23 protein-coding genes are annotated in these 24,802 nt (G+C 69.0%); 13 read left to right on the top strand and 10 right to left on the bottom strand.

Going from position 1 to position 24,802, the window contains the following annotated elements:
- Positions 1-19: 19 nt before the first annotated feature.
- Positions 20-1,471, top strand: a complete 1,452-nt coding sequence (locus ABEA67_RS01675) for a glycoside hydrolase family 13 protein (protein ID WP_345459908.1) — start codon at positions 20-22, stop codon at positions 1,469-1,471.
- Between the two features lie 56 nt (positions 1,472-1,527).
- Here ABEA67_RS01675 and ABEA67_RS01670 read toward each other — a convergent pair whose 3' ends face one another.
- Positions 1,528-2,490, bottom strand: a complete 963-nt coding sequence (locus tag ABEA67_RS01670) for a homoserine dehydrogenase (protein ID WP_345459905.1) — start codon at positions 2,488-2,490, stop codon at positions 1,528-1,530.
- 142 nt (positions 2,491-2,632) lie between these two features.
- Here ABEA67_RS01670 and prfA point away from each other — a divergent pair, with 142 nt between their 5' ends.
- Positions 2,633-3,745 (top strand): peptide chain release factor 1, encoded by a 1,113-nt coding sequence (gene prfA, locus ABEA67_RS01665; protein ID WP_345459902.1) that lies wholly within the window; start codon positions 2,633-2,635, stop codon positions 3,743-3,745.
- Positions 3,732-4,235 (top strand): NUDIX hydrolase, encoded by a 504-nt coding sequence (locus ABEA67_RS01660; RefSeq protein ID WP_345459899.1) that lies wholly within the window; start codon positions 3,732-3,734, stop codon positions 4,233-4,235. Before prfA ends, ABEA67_RS01660 begins: the two co-directional genes overlap by 14 nt.
- A gap of 311 nt (positions 4,236-4,546) precedes the next feature.
- Here the strand turns inward: ABEA67_RS01660 and ABEA67_RS01655 are convergent, their stop codons facing one another.
- The 3 genes from ABEA67_RS01655 to tatA all read right to left on the bottom strand — a co-directional run bounded on the left by ABEA67_RS01655 (position 4,547) and on the right by tatA (position 6,191).
- Positions 4,547-5,194 (bottom strand): anti-sigma factor, encoded by a 648-nt coding sequence (locus ABEA67_RS01655; RefSeq protein ID WP_345459896.1) that lies wholly within the window; start codon positions 5,192-5,194, stop codon positions 4,547-4,549.
- Complete coding sequence (locus ABEA67_RS01650; RefSeq protein WP_345459893.1) at positions 5,191-5,775, bottom strand: RNA polymerase sigma factor; 585 nt, start codon at positions 5,773-5,775, stop codon at positions 5,191-5,193. The genes ABEA67_RS01655 and ABEA67_RS01650 overlap by 4 nt, the downstream gene beginning before the upstream one ends.
- 152 nt (positions 5,776-5,927) lie before the next feature.
- Entirely contained in the window at positions 5,928-6,191 is a 264-nt protein-coding gene (gene tatA, locus ABEA67_RS01645) for a twin-arginine translocase TatA/TatE family subunit (RefSeq protein ID WP_345459889.1), read from the bottom strand.
- A 166-nt stretch (positions 6,192-6,357) separates the two neighbouring features.
- Between tatA and ABEA67_RS01640 the strand changes: the two genes are divergently transcribed.
- From ABEA67_RS01640 to ABEA67_RS01615, 6 genes are all read left to right on the top strand, one after another.
- Positions 6,358-7,365 (top strand): RluA family pseudouridine synthase, encoded by a 1,008-nt coding sequence (locus ABEA67_RS01640; RefSeq protein WP_345459886.1) that lies wholly within the window; start codon positions 6,358-6,360, stop codon positions 7,363-7,365.
- Positions 7,366-7,614: 249 nt separating this feature from the next.
- Complete coding sequence (locus ABEA67_RS01635) at positions 7,615-9,423, top strand: DEAD/DEAH box helicase (RefSeq protein ID WP_345459884.1); 1,809 nt, start codon at positions 7,615-7,617, stop codon at positions 9,421-9,423.
- 433 nt (positions 9,424-9,856) lie between these two features.
- Positions 9,857-11,578 carry a biosynthetic-type acetolactate synthase large subunit gene (ilvB, locus tag ABEA67_RS01630; protein ID WP_345459882.1) on the top strand — a complete coding sequence of 574 codons (1,722 nt, stop codon included), beginning with the start codon at positions 9,857-9,859 and terminating at the stop codon, positions 11,576-11,578.
- Entirely contained in the window at positions 11,575-12,198 is a 624-nt protein-coding gene (ilvN, locus tag ABEA67_RS01625; protein ID WP_345459879.1) for an acetolactate synthase small subunit, read from the top strand. Before ilvB ends, ilvN begins: the two co-directional genes overlap by 4 nt.
- Positions 12,199-12,312: 114 nt before the next feature.
- Positions 12,313-13,323, top strand: coding sequence for a ketol-acid reductoisomerase (gene ilvC, locus ABEA67_RS01620; RefSeq protein ID WP_345459876.1), 1,011 nt, complete (start codon positions 12,313-12,315; stop codon positions 13,321-13,323).
- 202 nt (positions 13,324-13,525) lie between these two features.
- Positions 13,526-15,076: a 2-isopropylmalate synthase gene (locus ABEA67_RS01615; RefSeq protein WP_345459873.1), complete on the top strand. Its 1,551-nt coding sequence runs from the start codon at positions 13,526-13,528 to the stop codon at positions 15,074-15,076.
- Between the two features lie 198 nt (positions 15,077-15,274).
- On the opposite strand, the gene ABEA67_RS01610 is transcribed toward ABEA67_RS01615, so the two are convergent.
- The 3 genes from ABEA67_RS01610 to ABEA67_RS01600 form a co-directional block, all read right to left on the bottom strand.
- A complete protein-coding gene (locus ABEA67_RS01610; RefSeq protein ID WP_345459870.1) occupies positions 15,275-15,661 on the bottom strand; it encodes a hypothetical protein in 387 nt (128 codons plus the stop codon).
- Between the two features lie 457 nt (positions 15,662-16,118).
- The gene (guaA, locus tag ABEA67_RS01605) at positions 16,119-17,636 is read right to left on the bottom strand and encodes a glutamine-hydrolyzing GMP synthase (RefSeq protein ID WP_345459867.1); all 1,518 of its coding nucleotides are present in this window, start codon (positions 17,634-17,636) and stop codon (positions 16,119-16,121) included.
- 56 nt (positions 17,637-17,692) lie between these two features.
- Entirely contained in the window at positions 17,693-19,003 is a 1,311-nt protein-coding gene (locus tag ABEA67_RS01600; RefSeq protein ID WP_345459864.1) for a PEGA domain-containing protein, read from the bottom strand.
- Between the two features lie 162 nt (positions 19,004-19,165).
- Here ABEA67_RS01600 and ABEA67_RS01595 point away from each other — a divergent pair, with 162 nt between their 5' ends.
- The 4 genes from ABEA67_RS01595 to ABEA67_RS01580 all read left to right on the top strand — a co-directional run bounded on the left by ABEA67_RS01595 (position 19,166) and on the right by ABEA67_RS01580 (position 22,423).
- A complete protein-coding gene (locus tag ABEA67_RS01595; RefSeq protein ID WP_425557152.1) occupies positions 19,166-19,717 on the top strand; it encodes a MogA/MoaB family molybdenum cofactor biosynthesis protein in 552 nt (183 codons plus the stop codon).
- Positions 19,717-20,499 carry a hypothetical protein gene (locus ABEA67_RS01590; RefSeq protein ID WP_345459858.1) on the top strand — a complete coding sequence of 261 codons (783 nt, stop codon included), beginning with the start codon at positions 19,717-19,719 and terminating at the stop codon, positions 20,497-20,499. The genes ABEA67_RS01595 and ABEA67_RS01590 overlap by 1 nt, the downstream gene beginning before the upstream one ends.
- 129 nt (positions 20,500-20,628) lie before the next feature.
- The gene (gene trpS / locus ABEA67_RS01585; protein ID WP_345459855.1) at positions 20,629-21,627 is read left to right on the top strand and encodes a tryptophan--tRNA ligase; all 999 of its coding nucleotides are present in this window, start codon (positions 20,629-20,631) and stop codon (positions 21,625-21,627) included.
- Positions 21,628-21,676: 49 nt separating this feature from the next.
- Entirely contained in the window at positions 21,677-22,423 is a 747-nt protein-coding gene (locus ABEA67_RS01580) for a segregation and condensation protein A (protein ID WP_345459852.1), read from the top strand.
- 29 nt (positions 22,424-22,452) lie between these two features.
- On the opposite strand, the gene argC is transcribed toward ABEA67_RS01580, so the two are convergent.
- Genes argC through argF form a run of 3 tightly spaced genes read right to left on the bottom strand, consistent with a single transcriptional unit; the run spans position 22,453 to position 24,793 of the window.
- Complete coding sequence (gene argC, locus ABEA67_RS01575; RefSeq protein WP_345459849.1) at positions 22,453-23,424, bottom strand: N-acetyl-gamma-glutamyl-phosphate reductase; 972 nt, start codon at positions 23,422-23,424, stop codon at positions 22,453-22,455.
- Positions 23,421-23,834 carry an NUDIX domain-containing protein gene (locus tag ABEA67_RS01570; RefSeq protein ID WP_345459846.1) on the bottom strand — a complete coding sequence of 138 codons (414 nt, stop codon included), beginning with the start codon at positions 23,832-23,834 and terminating at the stop codon, positions 23,421-23,423. The genes argC and ABEA67_RS01570 overlap by 4 nt, the downstream gene beginning before the upstream one ends.
- Positions 23,835-23,869: 35 nt before the next feature.
- Complete coding sequence (argF, locus tag ABEA67_RS01565; RefSeq protein ID WP_425557151.1) at positions 23,870-24,793, bottom strand: ornithine carbamoyltransferase; 924 nt, start codon at positions 24,791-24,793, stop codon at positions 23,870-23,872.
- Positions 24,794-24,802 lie beyond the last annotated feature (9 nt).

Genomic DNA, 24,802 nt, shown 5'->3' with positions numbered 1-24,802 from the left:
TCCGCTATCCTGGCGGCGCATGGCCGCCCAACCTCACCCCCTCACGCCCGACTGGGTCAAGGACGCCGTCTTCTACCAGATTTTCCCCGACCGCTTCGCGCACAGCGGGCGCGTTCAGGGCCTGAACCTCCAGCCCTGGGGCAGCCCGCCGCAGACCCACGGGTATATGGGCGGCGACCTGTGGGGCGTGGCCGAACATCTGGACCACCTTCAGGCGCTGGGCGTGAACGCCATCTACTTCTGCCCGGTGTTCCAGTCCGCTTCCAATCACCGCTACCACACCCACGATTATTTTCAGGTGGACCCCATGCTGGGCGGCAACGAGGCGCTGCGCCACTTGATTGACGAGGCGCACGCGCGGGGGATTCGCGTGGTGCTGGACGGCGTGTTCAACCATGCCAGCCGGGGGTTTTTCCAGTTCAACGACCTGCTGGAACAGGGCGAGGAGAGTGCGTACCGCGACTGGTTCCGCGTGGAGGGCTGGCCGCTGCACGCCTACGACGACGCGCGGCCCGCGAACTATCACGCCTGGTGGGGCATCCGCGCGCTGCCCAAGTTCAACACGAACCACCCCGCCGTGCGCGAGTTCCTGTGGGCCGTGGGCGAGTTCTGGATGCGCTTCGGCATCGACGGCTGGCGGCTGGACGTGCCCAACGAGATCGACGACGACGATTTCTGGCGTGAGTTCCGCCGCCGCGTTAAGGCCGTCAACCCCGACGCCTACATCGTGGGGGAACTCTGGGGCGACGCGCACCGCTGGCTGGCGGGCGACCAGTTCGACGCCGTGATGAACTACCACTTCACCCGGCCCTGCCTGGCCTTTTTCGGGGCGCGGACCCTCGACCACCCCATGAACGAGCGCAGCGGCCTGGGCCACGTGGACGCCATCGACGCCGCGGCCTTTGCCCGGCGGGTGGAGGAGGTCACGCGGATGTACCACCCCGAGATTGTCCGCGCGCAGCTCAACCTGCTCGACTCGCACGACACGGCCCGCTTCCTGACCGCCGTGGGCGGCGACGCCAGCGCCTTTCGCCTCGCCAGCGTCTTTCAGATGACCTACGTGGGCGCGCCCTGCATCTACTACGGCGACGAGGTGGGCCTTCCCGGCGGCCCCGACCCCGACTGCCGCCGCGCCTTTCCCTGGCAGGACGAGGCCGGCTGGGACCGCGAGACGCTCTCGCTGCTGCAAAAGCTCACCGCCGCCCGCCACGCCACCCCGGCCCTGCGCCGGGGCGAGTTCCGCGTCACCCATGCCGGGGGTGAGGAGCTGGTGTATGTGCGCGAACACGCCAGCGGCCACGCGCATGTGGCCCTGAACGCGGCGCTGCACCCCGCCCGCCTGCCCCTCCAGGCCGTGCAACCCGGCCAGTACCGCGACGCCCTGACCGGTCAGGTGTACGAGCTGGGCGGCGACGCGGAGGTGGACGTGCCGGCACGCGGCGCGCTAGTGCTGGTGCCGGCAGAAGGCTGAAGGCACCTCAGCCGAAGCTTTCTCCAGCCATCTGCCTTCTGCCTTCCGCCATCTGCCTAATGCAGCGGCACGTGCCCCGGAAACCCGAGCAGCCAGTCGAGCAGGTCGCCCACCATCGCGGAGGCCGTAACCATACCGCCCGCGCCGCCGCCCGCGAAAATCAGGGAGCCGCATTCCTCACCCTCGTACACCAGCGCGTTGCGGCTGGCCCCCTCGTTGCACAGCGGATGGGTGGCGGGGAGGCGCTGGGGCGCGACGGTGGCGCGCCAGCCTTCCCCCTCGCAGCACAGGTCGGCGACCAGCTTGATGCGTTCGCCTGCTGCCCGCGCCGCCGCCACGTCCTCCAGGGTCACGCCCTCGATGCCCTGCACCTGCACCGCCGAATACGGAAAGTCGCCGTCGGCGCAGAAGCGGGCCAGCACGGTCAGCTTGTGCGCGGTGTCGAAGCCGCCGACATCCAGGGTGGGTGGGTCCTCGGCGTAGCCCAGCGCCTGCGCCTCGGCCAGGGCCTGCGCGTAGGTCTTGCCGCCCTCCATCTGGGTGAGGATGTAGTTGCAGGTGCCGTTCAGGACCGCTTGCAGGCGGGTAAAGGTGCTGGCCCGCAGCACGGTGCTCATCGGGCCGATGACGGGCGTTCCGGCCATGACGCTGGCCTCGTAGTAGAGGCGGCCGGCGAGGGCGTGTTCGCGCAGGTCGTCCCAGCATTCGGCCAGCAGCGCCTTGTTGGCGGTGATGACGGGCCGCCCGCTGCGGAGGTAGGGCAGCAGCAGGGCGAGCGGCTGCTCGATGCCCCCCAGAGCCTCGATGACCACGCTGCTTTCCTGAAGGAAGGCGGGGTCGGCGGTGACGGGCGTGCCGGGGGGCACGTCGCGCGCCTTGCCCGCGTCGCGGACGAGCACGCCCGTGACCTCAATCTGCACGCCGAGGTCGCCGAAGATGTCCTTGCGCCGCTGAAGCAGGTGCAGGATGTTCTGACCCACTGTGCCGCAGCCCAGCAGGCCTACCGTGACGGTTCTCATGGGGGTGACTGTAGCGCCCGCACCTGGCCCCGGCAGCGCCCGGCCTGTTGCCTGCCTTCCGGTCGTCTAGGGAGGGGCGGCGGTAGACTGGGTTCATGATGCCTGTGTCAAGTGTCCCGCACGTCTCCGGGTTGTGTCCGCCGTGGTGAGCCACCGCCTGGAGGAACTGGCCGCCGAGTTCGGCATGGTGGAGCGCGCGCTGGGCGACCCGGCGATGCTCGCCGACCCCCGCGAGTACGCCCGCCTCACCCGCCGCCACCGCGAGTTGACGCCTGTCGTGACCCTCTACCGCGAGCACGCTGGCCTGGGTCAGGACCTGGCGGGCGCGCGCGAGCTGCTGACCGACCCCGACATGCGCGAGCTGGCGCAGGGGGAGGTCGAGGCCCTCAGCGCCCGCCTCGCGGAGGTGGAGGCCGAGCTGGAAGTGCTGCTGCTCCCCACAGACCCCGACGACGCCAAGGACGTGATTCTGGAGCTGCGCGCGGGGGCGGGCGGGGCCGAGGCCGCCCTCTTTGCCGTGGACCTGCTGCGGATGTACACCCGCTACGCCGAGGGGGCGGGCCTGAAACTGAACGTGCTGGACGCCGCGGAAAGCGACCTGGGCGGCGCGAGCAAGGTCGTGGCCGAGGTGACGGGTGACTTCGCCTTTCGCGCCCTCAAGTGGGAGCGCGGCGTTCACCGGGTGCAGCGCGTGCCCGCCACCGAGTCGCAGGGCCGCATCCATACCAGCACGGTGACGGTGGCGGTGCTGCCCGAAGCCGAGCAGGGCGAGGTACAGCTCGACCCCGCCGAGGTCCGCATTGACGTGTTCCGCTCGCAGGGCGCGGGCGGCCAGGGCGTGAACACCACCGACTCGGCGGTGCGCGCGGTGTACCGGCCCGGCACCCCTGACGAGATCGTGGTGGTCTGCCAGGACGGCAGAAGCCAGATCAAGAACCGCGAGAAGGCGCTGGTCGTGCTGGCCTCGCGCCTGGCCGAGCGGGAACGGGCCGCGCGGGAGGAACGCGAACGCGAGACGCGGGCCTCGCAGGTGGGCAGCGGCGAGCGCTCCGAGAAGATTCGCACCTACAACTACCCGCAAAACCGCGTGACCGACCACCGGCTGGAGGGCGAGGTCAAGAACTTCGCGCTCGACAGCGTGATGGCGGGCGGCCTCGCGCCGGTCGTGGCGGCCTTGAGCCGCGACGAACGCGAGCGGCAACTGCTGGAGATGCAGGGCGAAGAGGGCGAACGGGGCAGCTATGGCGCGGCGTGACCTGCTCGTCGCGGCGGGCGTGCTGCGTGACCGCTTCGGGCGGGTGCTGCTGGTCGGCAACGACTGGCAGGGCCTGGGCCGGGTGCGCCATACCCTGCCCGGCGGCGTGGTCGAACCCGGCGAGACGCTGCTGGAGGCCCTCTACCGCGAGATAGCCGAGGAAACCGGCCTCAAGCTGACCGGCATCAAGCACATGGCCTACACGGTGCATATCGAGGACGAGCGCCGGGGCGAGCGCGCGATCGCCGTCGCCTTCGAGGCCACCTGGGAAGGGCTGCTCAATCCCGCCGACCCCGACGGCTTTATCGTGGAGGCCCGCTTCTGCACCCCCGACGAGGCGGTCGAGCTGCTGGAGTCTCCCCCCATGCGCGAGCCGCTGCATGACTACCTGAAGACGGGCGAGCCGGGCCGCTTCTACGCCTTCAAGGGCTGGGACGGGCGCGGTGGGTTGAGGGTGCCGCCGCTGAAGGCCGAACCCTCGGCGCGGTAGGGGTAGGGGCGGCAGGGAAAGTGTGGGGGCGGTCAGGTAAGACAGGCTCTCCCCCACTCCCCGCTTCCCCGCCCCCAGCTTCACGGATAAGGGCAACCCCGCCCGCGCCAACCCCTGCGAGGTGTGGGCCAACGGCAGCAAGTCGGCACCGTCGCCGTCCAGTAAGGCATCCCAGAACGGCACTCCGGTCGGCTCAGGAAGGTGCAGTGGCCTGTCCAGAGCAGTCGTAAGGTTTCGTGGTTCTGCTGGCCGCTGGAAGCTGGCTGCTGATCGCAGTCATGACGGCGTCCTTACGACAAATGCTCTCCGCCCTAAAGCTGCTTCACCAGGATGGGCGTACTGGTCGGCTGGGGGCTGCCGCCCGGCGGCTCGACGCTCACGGCAATCTGCGCCCCCGGCGGCAGACCCGCCAGCAGGAATCCCTGGCCCTGGAACATGCCGAGCGAGACGGGCTGGCCGTCCTGAAGCTGCCACATCTGGTAGGCCTGTCCGGCGGTGGCCGGCTGGCTGAGATGCAGGTAAGCGCGGCCATCGGGCATGCGCACCAGTTGGCCCAGGGTGTCGCCATTCGCGGTCAGGGCCTGCGTGGCGGCCCCCGGAATCTGCACGTACCGCTGGAAGGGGTCGGCGGGAGGCCGCAGGGCGAATGCCAGGGCCAGCGCGGCAGCCAGGCTGAGGGCGGCCAGCAGGGGCCAGGCGACCTGACGGGCGGGCAGGGCGGCGGGCACGGCGGGCACTGCCCGCTCACTTGCCAGTCGGGCCAGCAGGCGGTCCTCGGCCCCGGCGGGCAGGGCCACCTCGGGGAGGGTGTCGGTGAGGGCGAGCAGCGCCTCTTGGTCGGTACGCAGCAGGGCGCGCAGTTCGGGGCTTGTCTCCAGGGCGGCTTGCACGCGGGCCTCCTCTGCCGGGGGCAAGATGCCCAGGGCGTAGGCGATCAGTTGGTCACGGTCGACGGTCACACGCGCTCACCTCCTTCCAGAGCATCCGGCCCCCTCGTACTGCCCTCGCGGCCCAGGACGCCGCGCATCCTTTCCAGGGCCGCCCGCAGCCGGGACTTCACGGTGCCGATGGGCAACCCGGTCAGGGTCGCCAGCTCCGAGTGAGAGTAGCCGCGGTAATAGGCCAGTTCAACCAGTTGACGCTGCGGGGCGTCCAGCACCTGCACGGCACGGTTTGCCAGAATACGGTCGGTGGGGTCGGCGGACTGTACGGGGGAGTCCCATTCCTCCAGTTCCAGCGGCGTCTGCGGACGGTCGCGCAGTTCCTGGAGAAAGCGGTGGTGGGCGATGCTCACCAGCCAGGTCTTGACGCTCGCCCGCGCGGGGTCGAAGCGCGCGGCGTGCCGCCAGGCGTTCATGAAGGCGTCCTGCACGCAGACCTCGACATCGTCACGCTGCCGCAGCATCCGGTACCCCAGGGCATACAGCAGCCGGGCGTAGCGGCGGTGCAGTTCGCGCAGGGCGTCCTCGTGTCCACCCGCCATGGCCTGCATGAGGGCTTCATCGGTCGGCTCGTGGGCAGGTGGCGGCTCGGCAGTCATGAGGTACATGCAGCCTAACAGCTCTGCCCCGCGCCGCCATGTGCCGTCAACCGGCAGGGTCTTAACGAGCAGGCTCAGACGGATTCCGGTTGAACAGTTCGCCAGCCCTGCAAAACCCGGCCGGAAGGAGAACGTGGTGCCCGGACTCCGTATCAGGCGCGGGGCGTGTTCTCGGGCACCACCTGGGCCACGGGTGCCGGGTGAAGGGTGGGGGCAGGCGCGATCACGCCGTCGGCGGGCGCGGCGGGGGTATCCAGGCCGCGCCGCAGTTCCTCGGTCACGGAGCCGGTGGTGCGGCGGAATTCGCGCAGGCCCTGGCCCAGGCTCTTGCCGAGTTCCGGCAGTTTGCGTGGGCCGAACACCAGCAGCGCGACCAGCAGAATAACGAGGAGTTCGGGGGCACCGATATTGGGCATGGCGTGACCTCCTGGGGACACGGCCGGCAGGGCCGGCAGGGAAGGGGCGAAGGGGGAGCGGGAGTGGCGGCACGGCGGCGGAACGCTGGGGGAGCAGCGTCGTCCCGCTGCCGTACCTGTCTGGCTGTATGCCGGCCAGGCCCAATCGGATCACCGGGCGCAAGTGATGGTGAAGGCTGCCTCAACCATAGCCGGGGCCGGCGCTACACTGCCCGCCGTGACCGGCCTCCCCCCCACCCTCGACCTCACCGCCACACCGGGCCGCCTGGACGCCGTGCTGGCCGACCTTGCGGGCGTGAGCCGCTCGCAGGTGGCCGGGTGGATCGCGGGCGGGCAGGTGCAGGTGGGCGGCGTGGTGGTGCAGAAAGCCAGCCTGAAACTCCGGGGCGGCGAGGCGCTGACGGTGCAGGTGCCTCCCCCCCCCGACGCGACCGTGGCCCCCGAGGCCATTCCCCTCGACGTGCTGTACGAGGACGACGTGCTGATCGCCGTGAACAAGCCGCCCGGCATGGTCACGCACCCCGCGCCGGGCGTCACCACCGGCACGCTGGTGAACGCGCTGCTGGGCCGGATGAGCCTGCCCGAGCAACCCGGCGCGGCCGGCCCCGACGGCTACCGCCCCGGCATCGTTCACCGGCTGGACCGGGACACCAGCGGCGTGATCGTGGTCGCCAAGACCGTGGAGGCCCACGCCCGCCTCGCCGCCGCCTTCAAGGACCGTGAGACGCGCAAGACGTATCTGGCGGTGGCCGCGGGAACCTGGAAGGCCGAGGGGCCGGTGAACGTGAACGCGCCCATTGGCCGCCACCCCACCGCCCGGCAGCGGATGACGGTGGGGGGCGCGAACCCGCGCGAGGCCCAGACCCGCTTTACCCCGCTGGAGGCGCACCCGGACGGGCACGGGCGCACGCTGGCGCTGGTGCGCGCCCAGCCCCACACGGGCCGCACGCACCAGATTCGCGTCCACCTCGCGCACCTGGGCAGCCCCATTCTGGGCGACCCGGTCTATGGCCGCGAGAGCGCCGTCATGCCGCGCCACGCCCTGCACGCCCACTTCCTGACCCTCCCCCACCCCGTCACGGGCGAGGCCCTGCACCTGCACGCCCCGGTGCCGGATGACCTGCTGAATGCCTGGGTGGCGCTGGGCGGGGCGGTTCCGGCGGGGCTGGAGTAGGAAGCCGTGCGCGGTGCGCGGTACGCAGTAAAAGGTCCCTCCCGCGCACCGCGTCCCGCGGACTGCCTCCCTGCATCCCGCGCCCCATTCCCCCTTGCCTTTTGTCCCCCTGTGTTGTAAACTTCTTTTTCGTGCGCCGCCTGGGAGGTTCCCAGCGGCTGGAAGGTGCCCCCACTTTCAGGACATGCTGGATGCCGATTAGAGGCGTTTGCTGGTCACTGGGGCTGTGCTTTCCCGAAAGGACCACAAATGAACTTTGATCAACTGATCGCGCCCGAACTCGCGGCGCGTCTCGCCGAGCGCGGCATCACGGAAGCCAGCCCCATCCAGGCCGAGAGCCTGCCCCAGACCCTTGCCGGGAAGGACCTGATCGGCCGCGCCCGCACGGGCACGGGCAAGACGCTGGCCTTCGCGCTGCCCATCATCCAGAACCTCGAACCCAGCCGCGAGCGTGCCCGGCTGCCCCGCGCCATCGTGGTCGCGCCCACCCGCGAACTTGCCAAGCAGGTCGCGGAGGAGTTCAGCAAGAGCGGCCCGCAGCTCAGCACCGTGACGGTGTACGGCGGCGCGGCCTACAGCCCGCAGGAAAACGCGCTGCGCCGCGGCGTGGACGTGGTGGTCGGGACACCGGGTCGCCTGATCGACCACCTGGAGCGCGGCAACCTCGACCTGAGCGCGGTGCAGTACGCCGTGCTGGACGAGGCCGACGAGATGCTCAGCGTGGGCTTCGCGGACGCCATCGAAACGATTCTCCAGAAGACCCCGGAAGAGCGGCAGACCATGCTGTTCAGCGCCACGCTGAACGACGACATCCGCCGCATTGCCCGCAAGTACCTGCGGGAGCCGGTCGTGGTGGACATGGTGGGCGAGGGCAAGAGCCAGGCCGCCCAGAGCGTCGAACACCTCAAGGTGAAGGTGGGGCGCACCCGCACCCGCGTGCTGGCCGACCTGCTGACCGTCTACAACCCTGAAAAGGCCATCGTCTTCACGCGCACCAAGCGCGAGGCCGACGAGCTGGCGAACGAGCTGATCCACCGCGGCATCGAGTCGGAGGCGCTGCACGGCGACCTGGCGCAGAGCCAGCGTGAGCGTGCGCTGGGGGCCTTCCGCAGCGGGCGCGTGGGCGTGCTGGTCGCCACCGACGTGGCGGCGCGCGGCCTGGACATCCCGGAAGTGGACCTGGTGGTGCAGTACCACCTGCCCCAGGACCACGAGAGCTACATCCACCGCTCGGGCCGCACGGGCCGCGCCGGACGTACCGGCACCGCCATCGTGATGTACGGCGACCGCGACAACCGCGAGATGCGCAACCTGGAATACCGCACCGGCGTGCAGTTCAAGGAACGCACCCTGCCGACCCCTAAGGAAGTGCAGGCCGCCAGCGCCCGCTCCAGCGCCGACCTGGTGCGCAAGGTGGACAGCGAGGTGGCGGCGAGCTTCCAGGCCGAAGCCGAGCGGCTGTTCAGCGAACTGGGCCTCGAAGCCCTGACCCGCGCGCTCGCCAAGATCAGCGGCGTGACCGAACCCGTCAAGGCGGCCAGCCTGCTGAGCGGCGAGGAAGGCCTGACCACCATCATCCTGCACGGCGAGCGCCTGAGCGTGCCGCGCACTGTGGCGCTGCTGGCCCGCAACAGCGACGTGGACACCCGCCGCCTCGGCAAGGTGCGCCAGTGGCGCGGCGGCACCGTGGCCGACGTGCCCAGCGAGTTCGTCGAGAAGCTGCTGGCCGCCTCCCCCCTGGAGGGCGAGGTGGGCGTAGAAGTCGCCCAGGAACTGCCCGAACTGTTCGAGGCCCCGACCCGCGAGGGCCGTCAGGGTGGCGGCTACCAGGGTGGACGCGGCGGCTACCGCGACGAGGGCGGCTACCGGGGCAACCGCGGCGGCGGCTCGCAGGGCGGACGCGGCGGCTACGGCAACCGCGAGGGCGGCTACCAGGGTCAGGGTGGCGGCAATCGCGGCGGCCAGGGTCGCTGGAGCCGCGACCGTGATGACCGCCAGGGCGGCGAGCGTCGCCGTGAGGACTTCGCGGACCGCGAGTTCGTGCCCGGCGGGCGCTAAACCCAAGCTCTGAACCGCGCCCCTGCCTTTCCGGTGGGGGCGTTTTCCTGTGCCAAACGCCCGTTTGTTGCCCGCCCGTACTCGTACGGCGTCTAGACGCTTCCCCTTCCGGCCTCTTGCCAGCGTTTAGGGTGAGGCCATGAACGCGCCGCACACGATTCTCGTGATCGTACTTCTTAGCACCGGGGGTTCCGGCGGCTAAGCGCGAGCGCGTGCCACAGACCCCCGCCCACCATCCGGGCGGGGGTTTTTCAGTGCGGGAAAAGGAGAGGGGCAGCATGGGAAGCCGGGAACAACGACAGCATCGGAACACCACCCGCCGGGGACTGGCCCACTGGGGACTGGCCCACTGGGGTTTGGCCCCACGGGCCGCCTCAAGCGCCGCGCCGCCTCCCGGTGAGCGTGGCGCGCGCCGTTTGATGGAGGGGAACGCATGACGCAGGGGGACATGACGGGCGCGAAGGCGCTGTGGGCGACACTTGTGGGGCACGGCATCACCACCGTGTTCGGCTATCCGGGCGGGGCGATCATGCCGGTGTACGACGCGCTGACCTTTTATCCGGAGATGCGGCACGTGCTGGCGCGGCACGAGCAGGGCGCGATTCACGCGGCGGAGGGCTGGGCCAAGGCGACCGGCGAGATCGGCGTGTGCCTGGCGACCTCCGGGCCGGGCGCGACCAACCTGGTGACGGGCCTGGCCGACGCGATGATGGATTCGGTGCCGCTCCTGGCCATTACCGGAAACGTGGCGCGGCACCTGATGGGCACCGATGCCTTTCAGGAGGCGGACATCACCGGAATCACGCTGCCGATCACCAAACACAACTACGTGGTACGCGACGTGGAGGAGTTGCCGCAGGTGATCGCGGAAGCCATCCGCATCGCCCGCAGCGGGCGGCCCGGCCCGGTGCTGGTGGACATCCCCAAGGACATTCAGCTCGCGCCCTACCACGGCGAGATCGCGCGGCCCCACGCCCGGCCGGAAGCACCCGACCCCGCGCCCGAAGCCATTGCACGTGCCCATGAACTGCTGCGGGGGGCGAAAAAGCCCGTGATCATGGTCGGCGGCGGTGCGCTGGACGCGGCGGCGGACATCACCGCGCTGGCCCGCGCCTGGGACATCCCCGTGATCACCACGTTGATGGGGCTGGGGGTCTTTCCCGCCAGTGACCCGCTGTGGCTGGGAATGCCGGGGATGCACGGCTCGGTCGCCGCGAACCGCGCCATCAGCGAGGCCGACGTGCTACTGGGAATCGGCCTGCGGTTCGACGACCGGGTGACGGGCCGGGTGAACGGCTTCGCGCCGAACGCCGCCATCATCCACGTGGAACTCGACGCCGCCGAGATCGGCAAGATCGTGCGGACGCATGTGCCGGTGCGCGGGGACGCAGGGGCGGCGGCACGGCTGCTGGCGGAGGGCGCGCAGAAGCTGGAGCTGCCCGAGTGGCAGGCCCAGGTCGAGGAGTGGAAATCCCGCACGGCGCAGCCCGACCACTGGGGTGCGGCCTACGGGGTGCAGGCCGTGGTGGAACGCCTGCGCCCCGACGACATCCTCTCCTCGGACGTGGGGCAGCACCAGATGCTCGCCGCGCAGCTTGCCCGCTTCGAGAAGCCCCGGCGCTGGCTGAACTCGGGCGGCCTGGGCACGATGGGCTTCGGCTTCCCGGCGGCGATCGGGGCCGCGCTGGCCGAGCCGGGCGTGCGCTCGGTGGTGATTGCTGGGGACGGCGGCTTTCAGATGACGGCGCAGGAACTCGCCACGCTGAAGATGTACGACATCCGCAACGTCAAAATCTGCATCATCAACAACTCCTACCTGGGGATGGTGCGCCAGTGGCAGGAGATGTTCCACGAGCGCCGCTACTCGGAAGTGTGGCTGGGCGACTCCAACCCCGATTTCCTGAAACTGGCCGACGCCTACGACGTGCCGGGCTACCGCGCCAGCAGCGCCGAGGAACTCCCCGCCGCCATCGACGCCTGGCTGTCCGACCCGAAAAGCGCCCTGCTGGAGGTCGTGGTGCCACACGAACATGCCGTCTTCCCGATGGTGCCCGCCGGGGCGGCGCTCAGCGAGATGATCGAATCCGAACCCCCCCGCGCCCCCACTCCCGGCACCAGGAAGAACGCCGCCGCCGAGGAGGCGAACAACGCATGACCGCCCCCACCCCACAGGACCAGCCCCAACGTGACCACCTCGTCTCCGCCCTGGTCCGCGACGAGCCGCGCGTGCTGACCCGCATCACCTCTCTCTTCGGGCGGCGGGGGTACAACATCAAGAGCCTCTCGGTCGGCTCGACCGAGCATCCCGGCGTGAGCCGCATGACCTTTGTCGTGACCGGCGACCGCGGCGTGGTCGAGCAGGCGATGCGGCAACTGGAAAAGCTGCACGACGTGGTGAGGATCATCGACCACAGCCTCGAAAAGTACGTGGACCGCGAGCTGGTGCTGGTCAAGGTCGCCATCACGCCCGAGAGCCGGGTGGAGGTCCGCCAGATTGCCGAGGACTTCCGCGCCCGCATCGTGGACGTGGGCCGCCACGCGCTGACCTTCGAGGTCACGGGCGACGAGGGCAAGATCACCGCCTTTATCGAGCAGATGCGCCCCTTCGGGATTCTGGAAACCATGCGCACGGGCCGCATCGCCCTGACGCGCGGCAGCAACGCCGACATTCCCAGCCACGTCTATCACGGCGGCGAAACCGAGACGCTCCGGCCCGTGGTGGAGAGCGTCGAACCGCGCGAGGAGCGGGCGCGGGGGGTGCCGAATCTGTTTTAGCTGATGGCAGAAGGCCGATGGCAAAAGACGTCGGGCCTTCTGCTTTCTGCCTTCTGCACTCTCGCCTAGTCCACCCATCCCACCCCAACTCACAATCTGTAGGAGAATCCCCCAATGGCCGCAAAAATGTACTACGACCGTGACGTGAGCCTCTCCCCCATCGAGGACAAACTCATCGCCATCATCGGCTACGGCAGCCAGGCGCACGCGCACGCGCAGAACCTGCGGGACAGCGGGCTGAACGTGGTGGTCGGCCTGCGGGAAGGCAGCCCCAGCCGCCCCAAGGCCGAGCAGGCGGGCCTGCGGGTGGCGAGCATCGAGGACGCAACAAAGGAAGCCGACGTCATCATGCTGCTGATTCCCGACGAGACGCAGCCGCAGGTGTACGAGGAAAGCATCGCCCCCCACCTCACGGCGGGCAAGGCGCTCGCGTTCGGACACGGCTTCAACATCCACTTCGGGCGCATCAAGCCGCCCCAGGATGTGGACGTGTTCCTGGTCGCGCCCAAGGGACCGGGCCACATGCTGCGCCGCGTGTACGTGGACGGGGCGGGTATGCCCAGCATCTTTGCCGTGGGGCAGGACGCGACCGGCAATGCGCGTGATATTGCCCTCGCCTACGCGCGCGGCATCGGCGGCACCCGCGCGGGTGTGCTGGAAACCACCTTCAAGGAGGAGACGGAAACGGACCTCTTCGGGGAGCAGTCGGTGCTGTGCGGCGGCGTAACGCACCTGATTCAGGCGGGCTTCGAGACGCTGGTGGAGGCCGGGTACCAGCCCGAAATCGCCTACTTCGAGACGCTGCACGAGGTCAAGCTGATCGTGGACCTGATCTACGAGAAGGGCTTCGAGGGGATGCGCCACTCCATCTCCAACACCGCCGAGTACGGCGACTACGTGACCGGGCCGCGCATCATCACGGGTGAAACCAAGGCCACCATGAAGGACGTGCTGGGCGACATCCAGAGCGGCAAGTTCGCCCGCGACTTCATCGAGGACGCCGAGGGCGGCTTCCCGTACATGAAGGAGCAGCGCAAGAAGATGCGCGACCACACGCTGGAAGTGGTGGGCAAGGAGCTGCGCGGCAAGATGCCCTTCCTCAGCAAGCAGGAGCTGGAGGTCTGATACGGTCCGGGCCGAGCGTCTAGACACTGGGTCTTTTCGTTCCGCGCCTCCCGTTACCATGCACCCTATGCAAGCGTTCAGCGGCCTTCTTCTTAGCCTTCCTCCGGTGGAGTGAAGGGCAGAAGAAGCTTGCCCGAACCCCCCGGAGGCACCCCCTCCGGGGTTTTTCTTTTCCCGCCCTCTCACCCTTCAGGAGACTTCCATGACTCAGCCCCAGGTAGACGGCCAGCGCATCCGCATCTTCGACACCACCCTGCGTGACGGCGAGCAGTCGCCCGGCGTGGCGCTGAACCACACGCAGAAGCTGGAAATCGCGCACCAACTGGCCCGCCTGGGCGTGGACGTGATCGAGGCGGGCTTTCCCATCGCCTCCCCCGGCGACCTGGAGGGTGTGAGCCGCATCGCGCGGGAGGTGCGCGGCCCCGTCATCGCCGGGTTGGCCCGCGCGAACCGGGCTGATATCGAGGCGGCGGCCCAGGCGGTGGAACTGGCGGAAAAGCCCCGCATCCACACCTTCATCGCCACCAGCCCGATTCATATGGCGAAGAAGCTGGGGCTGGAGCCGGACGCGGTGATCGAGCGGGCGGTGGAGGCGGTGCGCCTGGCCCGCTCCTTCGTGGACGACGTGGAGTTCAGCGCGGAGGATGCCACCCGCAGCGACCGCGCGTTTCTGGCTCGCATCTTCCGCGCGGCGGTGGAGGCGGGCGCGACGACCATCAACGTGCCGGATACCGTGGGCTACACTACGCCCGAGGAAATCCGCGACCTGTTCGCGTTCCTGCGCGGCGAACTGCCCGCCCACGTCATCCTGTCGGCCCACTGTCACGACGACCTGGGCATGGCCGTCGCCAACTCCATCGCGGCGGCGGAGGGGGGCGCGCGGCAGATCGAGTGCACGGTGAACGGCATTGGGGAGCGGGCCGGGAACGCGGCGCTGGAAGAGATCGTGATGGCCTTTCACACCCGCAAGGACCACTACGGCTTCGAGACGGGCATCCGCACCCGCGAGATCTACCGCTCCAGCCGCATGGTCAGCCGCCTGAGCGGGATGCCGGTGCAGCCCAACAAGGGCGTGGTGGGTGACAACGCTTTCGCGCACGAGTCGGGCATCCACCAGGACGGCGTGATCAAGGCCCGCGAGACCTACGAGATCATGAACGCCGAACTGGTGGGCCGCGAGGCCGCCGTGCTGGTGATGGGCAAGCACTCGGGCCGCGCCGCCTTCCGCAAGGCGCTGACCGACCTGGGCTACGAGGTGGACGAGGACCGCGTCAAGCACCTGTTCGGCCGCTTCAAGGACATGGCCGACCGCAAGGGCCAGATTTTCGCCGACGACCTGCGCGCCCTGGTCGAGAGCCGCAGCGACGTGCCGCAGACCTTCACGCTGGAGGGCTTCCAGATCACCTCCGGCATGAACATGACCCCGGTCGCCTTCGTGCGCCTGCACACCCCCGACGGCCCGGTGGACGCCACCGCGCACGGCGACGGCCCGGTCGAGGCCGCCTTCCAGGCCATCAACAGGATCACCGGCATCACGCCCACACTGGAGAGCTACCGCATCCAGGCCGTCACAGGCGGCGGCGACGCGCTGGGCGAGGTCAGCATCGGCGCGCGCTACGGCGAGACGACCCTGCACGGCACGGGCGTGGCGACGGACGTGGTGGAGGCCAGCGCCCGCGCCTGGATTCGCATCGTGAATCAGGTGGTGGCCGGCATGGGCAAGAGCCGGGCGGTGAGCCAAACGACGGTGTAAACAGGAGTGATGAGGGCCGAGTGATGAGGATGGGCGCTTGGCCCTCTTTCCTTTGAGGGAATTGCACTTTTTTCAACTTCATAATATGATGTATTCTAAATTACTAACCCAAACATACTCACTATTTCAGTAACTATATGCCACTTACCATGAACGTAAAGTACGAGACAGTATAATGACCATTCAGAATATTTCCGCTTAATTATTTTCCTTCTGGCGTAATATAGGCACGATAAGCTTTGATGATTCATACTCAATATAAGGTAGAGCTATTTCGTAAGTAATGTTGTAGATCTTATCACCTGTTGACGAGTAGCAATATGTAATGTCTATTTCTTCAGGCAATCCCGCAAGGGACATATCTTCTGGACGAACTACAGATAGACCAGTCTCAAAGTCTTCAGGCGCGGGGCCAGCGCTTTCTTTGAGGCTAACAACTTTTACTCCGCCAGGAGGTATTACTTCCGCCTCGATAGAGTTGGTAAAAATACCTTCTTTCCTCCATAAAGCAACTGATATAATATAAATATAGCCAGCGCTCAAGTTAATTAATTTAATAAAGCTTATATTACTTGTCTGCTGCACGATAAGATTATGTCTTGATTGATCCTCAATAGAGAGACTTATCTGACGTTGTGCAACCTTTATTTGCTCGTCCGATCTTCTAAGGCTATTGTATGTAGCCCATATTAGGACCACAGAACTGAATGCTTGTATTTGTGTCGCCTTATCCCCCCATTCAACATTGTCAAAATTAAATATACAACAAAGACGATAGAAAGACCTACAAATAAGCCGTGCCCGAAATCCTCCCACTCCTGTCTACCTCTTGGCACAAAGGATGATCTTTTCGCCTTCTTCACACCAGGCAGTACGCTACCAACGTCCCGCTAGTTCCGCATATAGGCTGCACCCCGAGAGGGCGCATGGTTTTAGAAATTGCCATGACCCCTTCCCGACCGCTGAGCATTTCGTGCCCGTGCTTCCCTGAAAGCGAGAGGGCCAGGGAGACCATGCTCCCTGGCTCCGCTCGGTCAGTCCCTCACTCCCACTCAATCGTCGCGGGCGGCTTCCCGGTGATGTCGTACACCACGCGGTTGATCTCGTGGACCTGGTTGACGATGCGGTTGCTCATCGTCGCCAGGAAGTCGTAGGGGAGGCGTGCCCACTCGGCGGTCATGAAGTCGTCGGTGGTGACGGCGCGCAGGGCGGTGGTGTAGGAGTAGGTGCGCTCGTCGCCCATCACGCCGACAGACTGGATCGGCGTCAGGACCGCCAGCGCCTGCGAGCAGCCGTCGTACAGCCCGAACTCGCGCAGGCCGCTGATGAAGATGTCGTCCACCCGCTTGAGAATGTCGAGCTTCTCCGGCGTCACCTCGCCCAGGCAGCGGATTGCCAGACCGGGGCCGGGGAAGGGGTGGCGCATGCGGATGTGGTCGGGCAGCCCCAGCAGGCGCGCGATTTCCCGCACCTCGTCCTTGAAGAGGGTGCGGAAGGGTTCCACCAGCTTGAAGGCGAGGTCTTCCGGCAGGCCGCCGACGTTGTGGTGGCTCTTGATGTTCGCGGCCCCCTCACCGCCCGCCGACTCGATCACGTCCGGGTAGAGGGTGCCCTGCGCGAGGAAGTCGAAGGGGCCATACTTCCGGGCCTCCCGCTCGAAGGCCCGGATAAACTCGCGGCCGATAATTTTGCGCTTCTGCTCGGGGTCCGAGACGCCCGCGAGCGCCCCCAGGAACTCCTCGCGGGCATCCACGGTGACGAGGTTCACGCCCAGGGGCCGCAGCGCCGCCTCCACCTGTTCGCGCTCGCCCAGCCTCAGGAGGCCGTGGTCGATAAAGACGGCGGTCAGGCGGTCGCCAATCGCGCGTGACAGCAGCAGCCCCAGCGTGGAGGAGTCCACGCCGCCGCTGATGGCGAGCAGCACGCGGCCCCCCTCCACCTGCGCCCGCACGCCCCCGATCAGCTCCTCGATGATGTGCTCGGCATTCCAGTCGCGGGCCACGCCGCAAATCTCCAGGAAGTTCGCCAGCATCTGCCCGCCCTTGGGCGTGTGGACGACTTCCGGGTGGAACTGCACGCCGTAGCGGTGGGTGACGGGGTTCTCGATGGCCGCGACGGGCGTGTCTTCCGTCTCCGCGACGACCTCGTATCCCTGCGGGAGCTGCGTGACCGAGTCGCTGTGGCTCATCCAGGCGACGAACTCGCCCTGAATCCCGGCGAACAGCTGGCCGCCGTAGCGGGTCAGGTCCGCCTTGCCGTACTCGCGTTTCCCGGCCCGCTTCACGTCGCCGCCCGCCTCGTGCGCGAGGAACTGCATGCCGTAGCACACGCCCAGGATGGGCACGGCGAGGTCGAGGACACCGGGGGCCGGACGCGGGGCATTCGCGTCATAGACGCTGCTGGGGCCGCCCGACAGCACGATGCCCTGGGGATTTTCCTGCGCGATGCGTTCCAGGCTCGCTGTGCCGGGAAGAATCACGCTGTACGCGCCAAGTTCACGAAAGCGCCGCGCGATCAGGCGCGTGAACTGGCTGCCGAAGTCGAGAATGACCACACTCACGGTCCGGATTGTCTCACGCGGGGGGCGTGGGGTGTCCGGGCGGGCTGGTCAGGACCTCAGGGAGCCAGCGTCACCGGCACCGGCAGCCCGGTCGGCACGGTCACTGTCACAGTCCCCGGCGTGTAACCTTCGGCGGCGACGCGCAGGGTGTAGGTGCCGGGCCGGGGCAGATGCACCGTGCCGGGCGCGCGGCCCACCTCGCGGTCGGGGTCCACCTTCACGCCGCCGGGGGCAGACAGCAGGCTGAGCCGCACGGGAACCCCGCTGGCCCCCCGCACGACGAACCGCACGTCGCAGCACGCCGCGGCGGTGGCAGTGACCGGGGCAGGGGTCGCCGAAGATACCGCCGCCGAGCGCCTGGCCCACCAGAGGCCCAGCCCCAGCAGCAGCACCAGCAGGATCAACAGCGGCCACAGCCAGGCGGGCCTGCGGGAACGTGCGGCCGGCGCAGGGGCTTCGCGGCCCGGCTTGACCAGTTCGCGCGTTCCGTCGGCGTTCCAGCGGATGCGGACCGGCTCGCCCACCACGCGGCGGCCCGTCACCCGTTCTGGCGTACTGGCGGGGGCAGCAGGCACGGGCGTGGCCTCCTCCCCCTCATGGACCTCCCGGACGCTGGCAGGGGCGGTCAGGTCGCCTCCCACTTCCAGCTCTGCCTGGGGCGAGGGTGTGGCCTCCCCTGCCGCGTCCCCGTGCTGAAGCGGGGGCACGCTGGCCGCGAGCACGACGGGCGTGGACGGGGGAATGGAAAGCGGAACAGTGCCCTCCTCCCCGGCCTGAGAGGGGTTGGGCTGAGACGGCTCGGGTGGGGCCACGGGGGCAGGCGTCTGCGGCAGCTCCGGGGGAGCGTCCAGCCGCGCAAGGAGGTCGTGGGCGCTGACACCGGGCGGCAGGTCTCGCAGCGCGGGGGGCACGCCGCCCAGGGTGTCGAGGGTGTGCAGCAGGTCGCGCAGGTCGCGTTCGGGCGTGGCCTCGCCGCCCCAGGGCAGGCCAGCCCCCGCCAGGGCCACCCGGCCGTCCACGCTCCACAGTTGCGCGGCGTCCACCCCGCCGTGGGTCAGGCCCGCGCCGTGCAGGACGGCCAGGCCCGAGAGTGCCCCCCGCGCCGTGAGCAGCGGGTCGGAGGCGGGCAGGGCATGGGGCGGCAGCTCGGTGACCATGTAGGCCGTGTCGCCGTCGATGCCGCCCTCGCTGGGGAGCAGCAGGGAGGGGTTGCTGGGGAGATCGGGCAGGGGAACCGCGTGCGGCAGCACGTGCAGCAGCACCGGCATACCGGTCAGGCGGTCGGTGGCGCGCAGTGTCCGCACCGCTTCGGCGGGCCGGTCGCCTGTCAGGTCACGCGCGGCCACGTAGGGGCCGAGGGGCTTCACAGGGGCAAGTATAGGGGCATTTCCATCCCCGGCCCCTTTCCGCGCTGTAGCCCCCGGAAGCCAACGGGGACCACGAGCAGGAGAGCTGCGGTGAAGGCCCGCGCCCACCGTGACCCCGTACACGCCTGGGCTGCCCCCGCCCGGCGTATCGTGCCGGACATGATGGACCTCTCGCCGCCCGACGCTGCCGCCACCGCCCACCACGCCGCCGCGCCCCGGTCCGTGCGGGTCGCGGTCCTGACGGTCAGCGACACCCGCACCCCGGACACCGACACCAGCGGCCAGTATCTGCTGGCCGAACTGCGTGCCGGGGGCCACGAGGTCGTGGGCTACCAGGTGGTCCGGGACGACGCGCTCGCCATCCGCGCGGCCCTGACCGACTTCATGCGGGACGCGGTGGTCGTCATTTCCAGCGGGGGCACCGGCATCACCGGGCGCGACGTGACCATTCCAGTGGTGGAGTCGCTGGTCACCAAGCCCATGCCCGGCTTCGGGGAACTGTTCCGGATGCTGAGCTACCGCGAGGTCGGCGGCGCGGCGATGCTGTCGCGGGCCGTCGGCGGGCTGGCGGGCCACACACTGCTGTTTGCCCTGCCCGGCAGCCTGAATGCCGTGCGGACGGCCTGGGAAGGGCTGCTGCGGGACGAACTGGGGCACCTCGCCTTCGAGGTGGCGCGGCACGGCCAGCCGGGGACCGTGGGCGGGGTGGGGTGATGCCCGACTGGTTCGGCCTCACCCCCGGCGACCAGGTGACGCCCCAGTACGCCGTGGCCCTGGCCCTTATCGCCGGGTACTGGCTGTGGCGGGTGGCGCGGGAGGCCGGCCGGCGCTTGGTGCCGCGCGTGTCGTGGTGGACCGTGCCGGGCCTGGGGCTGCTGTGGCTCACGCCCGTCGCGGACGTGCCCGCCCTGTTTGGCCTGGGGGCCGCGCTGCTGCTGCTGGCCGAGTTCTGGCCGGGAGCCTTCCGCCCCGCGCGTGAGCGGCCCGCCTGGGCCTGGCCCCTGGTCGGCGTGCTGACGGGCCTGGCCCTGCTGGCCCTGGACGCGGCCAGGGGCGGCACCGAAGCCGCAGTCGTGGTCGCCCTGGCCGCGCTGCTGGCTGGCCTGGGCGGGCTGTCGGCGGCCCTGTACCGCGAGCGCCCCCGCTCCCGCACCCTGGGGCTGGAGGTCCGCTTCGCCCCGGTGCAGCTTCCCGAATGGCCCGACCTGAGCGTCACCCTCACCGAGCGGGGCGCGGAGCTGGTCAACGTCTCGGGCAAGCCGCTGCGTCTGGCGGGCTGGTCCCCCTCCGGCATGAACGCCTGGCTGCGCGTCCGCACCGAGGCCGGCACCCCCCTCAACACCCTGCACGCCGGACAGGCCGCCTTCCTCCCCCTGAACGAGCGCATGGGCGGCGTCCGCGTCTGGTACATGCCCACGCACCGCCGCGCCGGTCCCTGCCTCTTCCGGGCCGACTGGACGCCGCAGGCGTATGCGGATCAGCGGGTGCTGAATTGAGGGGTGAGGTGTGAGGGGTTAGGAATTAGTGACAGGCTTCACGCCCCTTCTGCCTTCTGCCTTCTGCCTTCTGCCTTCTGCCTTCTGCCTTCTGCCTTCTGCCTTCTGCCCCGCTAGAATCCCCTGCGTATGCCGCGCGTGTTTTCAGGAATTCAGCCGACGGGCGATCCGCACATCGGGAACTACTTCGGGGCCATGCGGAATTACGTGCGGCTGGGCGAGGAGTACGGGAAAAACTCGATCTACTGCGTGGTGGACCTGCACGCCATCACCAACCCGGCCGCCTACGATCCGAAAGCGCTTGCCCAGCGGACCTTCGAGATGGCGGTGGCGAACTTCGCGGCGGGCCTCGACCCGGAAAAGGTCATCTTCTTCGTGCAGTCGCAGGTGCCCGAGCATCAGGAGCTGAGCTGGGTGTTCACGGCGCTGACGCCGGTGGGCGAGCTGGAGCGCATGACGCAGTACAAGGACAAGGCGGAGCAGCTGGAGAGCATCCCAGCGGGCCTGCTGATGTACCCGGTGCTGATGGCCGCCGACATCCTGCTGTACAAGGCCGACACCGTGCCGGTGGGCGAGGACCAGACCCAGCACATCGAGCTGACGCGCGAAATCGCCCGCAAGTTCAACCACGCCCACGGCGAGACCTTCCCCGAACCGAAGGCCGTGTACGCCAGGGACGCCCTGCGCATTCCCGGCGTGGACGGCCAGGGCAAGATGAGCAAGAGCAAGGGCGAGAGCAGCACCATCGGCATTCTGGAGCCGCTGGACTCGATCTGGCAGAAACTGCGCGTGGCTCCCACCGACCCCGCCCGCGTGCGCCGCAGCGACCCCGGCGACCCCGACAAGTGCCTGGTGGGCGACTACCACAAGCTCTTTTCCGACCTGCCCACCATCGAGACGGTCTACGAGGGCTGCCGCACCGCCGGCATCGGCTGCGTGGACTGCAAGAAGATGCTGATGCAGGGCATCACCCGCGAGCTGACGCCCTTGCAGGAGCGGGCCGAGGAGCTGAGGGCCAACCTCGACTGGGTGCGCGACGCGCTGGCGACCGGCGCACGTCAGGCCCGCGAGATTGCCCGGCCGGTGATGGAGGAAGTGCGGGAGAAGGCGGGGTTTCTGAGGTTCTGATGGGGAGGGACGCGGTGCGCGGGACGCGAGATGCGGGAGGGGTCAGGGCTTGACTACCCTGGCCGCGCCACCGCCCGTTGCCGGGGCAGGGTTTACCGTGCGGCTGCCCGTCTTTGAGGGCACGCTGGCCGAACTCGCCTCGGCGCTGCGGGTGGGGCGGGTGGGGCCGGGGGAAGTGCCGCTGCTGACGCTCACGCGGGAGGTGCTGGCGTGGGTGGGCACGCTGGCGGGGAACCTCGACGCGCACCCGGAGGCCCTGCCCGCCCTCGCCAACGTCATCGCGCTCAAGGCCCGGCTGCTGCTGCCCCAGCCTGAACCGGACGACCCAGGCCCCGGCGACTACGCCGACGACCTGCTGGACGAGGTGGTGGAGGGGGTAGAGGCGCTGGCCGAGCTGGACGCGCTGGTGGGCTTCCTGGCCGCGCGCCGCCGCGAGCGCGAGGGCCTGATTCCCGCCCGCCCCGTCCCGGTGGACCTGCCCCGCCGCGAACGCAGGCAAAACCCCCAGGGCAGCCTCGCCAAGCTGGTCAAGGCCGCGCAGAACGCCGTCCGCCAGGTCGAGGTTCCCCTGCTGGCCCGCGAACGCCTCACGCTGGCCGACGCCCTGACGGCCCTGCGCGCCTTCGGCAGCCGCCTGCGCACCTTCACCTTCCGGGGCATTCCCGCCCAGGACTGGGGCGAGCGCACCACCTACTTCGCCGCCCTCCTCGAAGGCGTGAAGGAGGGAACCTTCAGCGTGGAGCAGGAGGGGGTGTACGGGGAGATTCAGGTGACGGCGCAGATGGCAGAAGGCTGAAGGCAGATGGCAGAAGGCCAGGGGAGCCTTCAGCCTTCCGCCACGGTGTAGTCCCGTTCCCCCAGCCCTAGCATCACGTCGAGGTTCTGCACGGCGGCCCCGCTGGCCCCCTTGCCCAGGTTGTCGAGGCGGGAGACGAGCAGGGCGTGTTCCCCGTGGGGGCTGGCGTAGACGAACAGTTCGAGGTCGTTGGTGCCGTTGAGAAGCTGCGGATCGAGGATGGGGTCAGCGGGCTGGCCGCCCTCGAAGGGCATCACGCGCACGAAGCGTTCCCCGGCGTAGTGGTCCGCGAGCGCGGCGTGCAGCGCCTCGGCCTCCACCCCCAGCGCCCCGAGGTGCAGCGGAATCTGCACCAGCATCCCCTGCCGCCAGCCGCCCACATGCGGCGTGAAGAGGGGCGCATGCTTCAGGCCACCGTGCCGCGCCATCTCCGGCTGGTGCTTGTGCGTGAGGCCCAGGGCATAGCTCTTGAACGGCCCGGCCATCGGGTGACGGGGTTCACCGGGATTGGCCCGGCCCTCGTTGGCGTCCACCAGCGCGCGGCCCCCGCCCGAGTACCCCGAAAAGCCCTGCACACTGACCAGATATTCGGGCGGCAGCAGGCCCGCACCCGTCAGGGGCCGCAGCAGCGCAATCGCGCCGGTCGCATAGCAGCCGGGATTGCTGACGAGGCGGGCGCGGCGAAGCTCCTCGCGGCTTCCGGGCGTCAGTTCGGGAAAGCCGTAGGCCCAGCCCTCGGCGGTACGGTGGGCGCTACTCGCGTCCAGCACGCGCGTGGCCGGATTCTCAATCATGGCGACGGCCTCACGCGCCACGTCGTCGTGGAGGCACAGCACCGCCACGTCGGCGGCGTTCAGCAACTCGCGCCGGGCCTCCGGGTCCTTGCGGCGGGCGGGGTCGATGCTCAGGAGGTCGAGGTCTGCGCGGCCCTCCAGGCGGGCGCGGATTTGCAGGCCGGTCGTTCCGGCCTCGCCGTCGATAAAGATGCGGGGTGGGGTCATAACAGTCGGTCTCCGTAACACAGCCGCACGAGGTCGGCCAGGTCGCCCTTGGCCGGGTCGCCCGCCGCGATGAAGTCCAGCAGTTGCCGGGGCGTGAGCCAGCAGGCTTCCGAGAAGTCGTCGGGATTGAAGTCGGGCGCGGCGTCCCTGCGGAGTTCATAGACGCGCATGAAGGCGCTGAGAGGCGTCTGGAAGGGGGAAAAGGCCGCAATCTCGCGCCAGTCCAGCTCGTCCGGATTCAGGTTCAGTTCCTCGCGCGTTTCACGCCGGAAGGCCGCCTCATAGTCTTCGCGCACCGGCAACCGCTTTGCCCACGCCTCCTCCCGGCAGACACAACCCACCACCTCGTCCCGCTCGTTCACGAGGTCCAGCCACTCCTCCCGCTTGCCCACCGTCGCCTGAGCCATCATCCCCACAACCTACAACCCACCCCCCACAGCCGCCCTCACCACCTCGGCGTCATCTCCCCCATCACGTGGTACAGCAGCGCCTTTTGCGCATGCAGGCGGTTCTCGGCCTGGTCGAAGACGCGGGACTTGGGGTGTTCGGTCGCCTCCGGCACGGTTTCCTCGCCGTAGTGGGCGGGGAGGCAGTGCAGGAAGATGCCGTCCGGCGCGATGGTGTCCAGCATCGCGGGCGTGACCTGATAGCCCCGGAAGGCGCGGCGGCGGATGTCGGCCTCGGCCTCCTGGCCCATCGAAATCCAGACGTCGGTGTACAGCACGTCCGCCCCCTCCACCGCGCCCAGGTCGTTCGTGAGGGTCACGTTCGCACCGCGCCGCACGGCGTCCAGCAGGACGGAGCCGTTCGGCTCGTAGCCCACAGGAGTGACGATGGTCACGTCCGTTCCGGTCAGGATGCCCAGGTGAATGTGGCTGTTGGCGAGGTTGTTGCCGTCGCCGATATACACCACGCGCCGCCCGCGCAGGTCGGGGCCGAAGGCCTGCTCGATGGTCTGGTAGTCCGCCAGCAGTTGCGCGGGGTGCAGCATGTCGCTGAGGCCGTTGATAACCGGAATGGCGGCGTGGTCGGCCAGCTCGTGCAGCGTCTGCTGGAGGTACACCCGGCCCATCACGCCGTCCACCCAGCGCTCCAGGTTGCGGGCCACGTCGCTGACGCGTTCGCGGGTGCCCAGGCCAATCTCGGCGTTGCTGAGGGTGATGGCGTGCCCGCCGAGCTGGTACATCCCCACGTCGAAGGTGGTCCGCGTGCGAAGGGAGGCTTTCTCGAAAATCAGCGCGAGGCTGAGGCCGGAGAGGGGCTTCACGCCGCGCCACTCGCCCCGCTTCATCGAATGGGCCGTATCCAGCACGGTCCGCAGTTCCTGGGGCGTCATGTCCAGGTTGCTCAGGAAGTCGCGCCCGGCCATCACCGGGGC

It is taken from the genome of Deinococcus carri (assembly GCF_039545055.1).
Lineage (GTDB): Bacteria > Deinococcota > Deinococci > Deinococcales > Deinococcaceae > Deinococcus > Deinococcus carri.
This window is presented reverse-complemented; position numbering and strand designations above follow the sequence as displayed.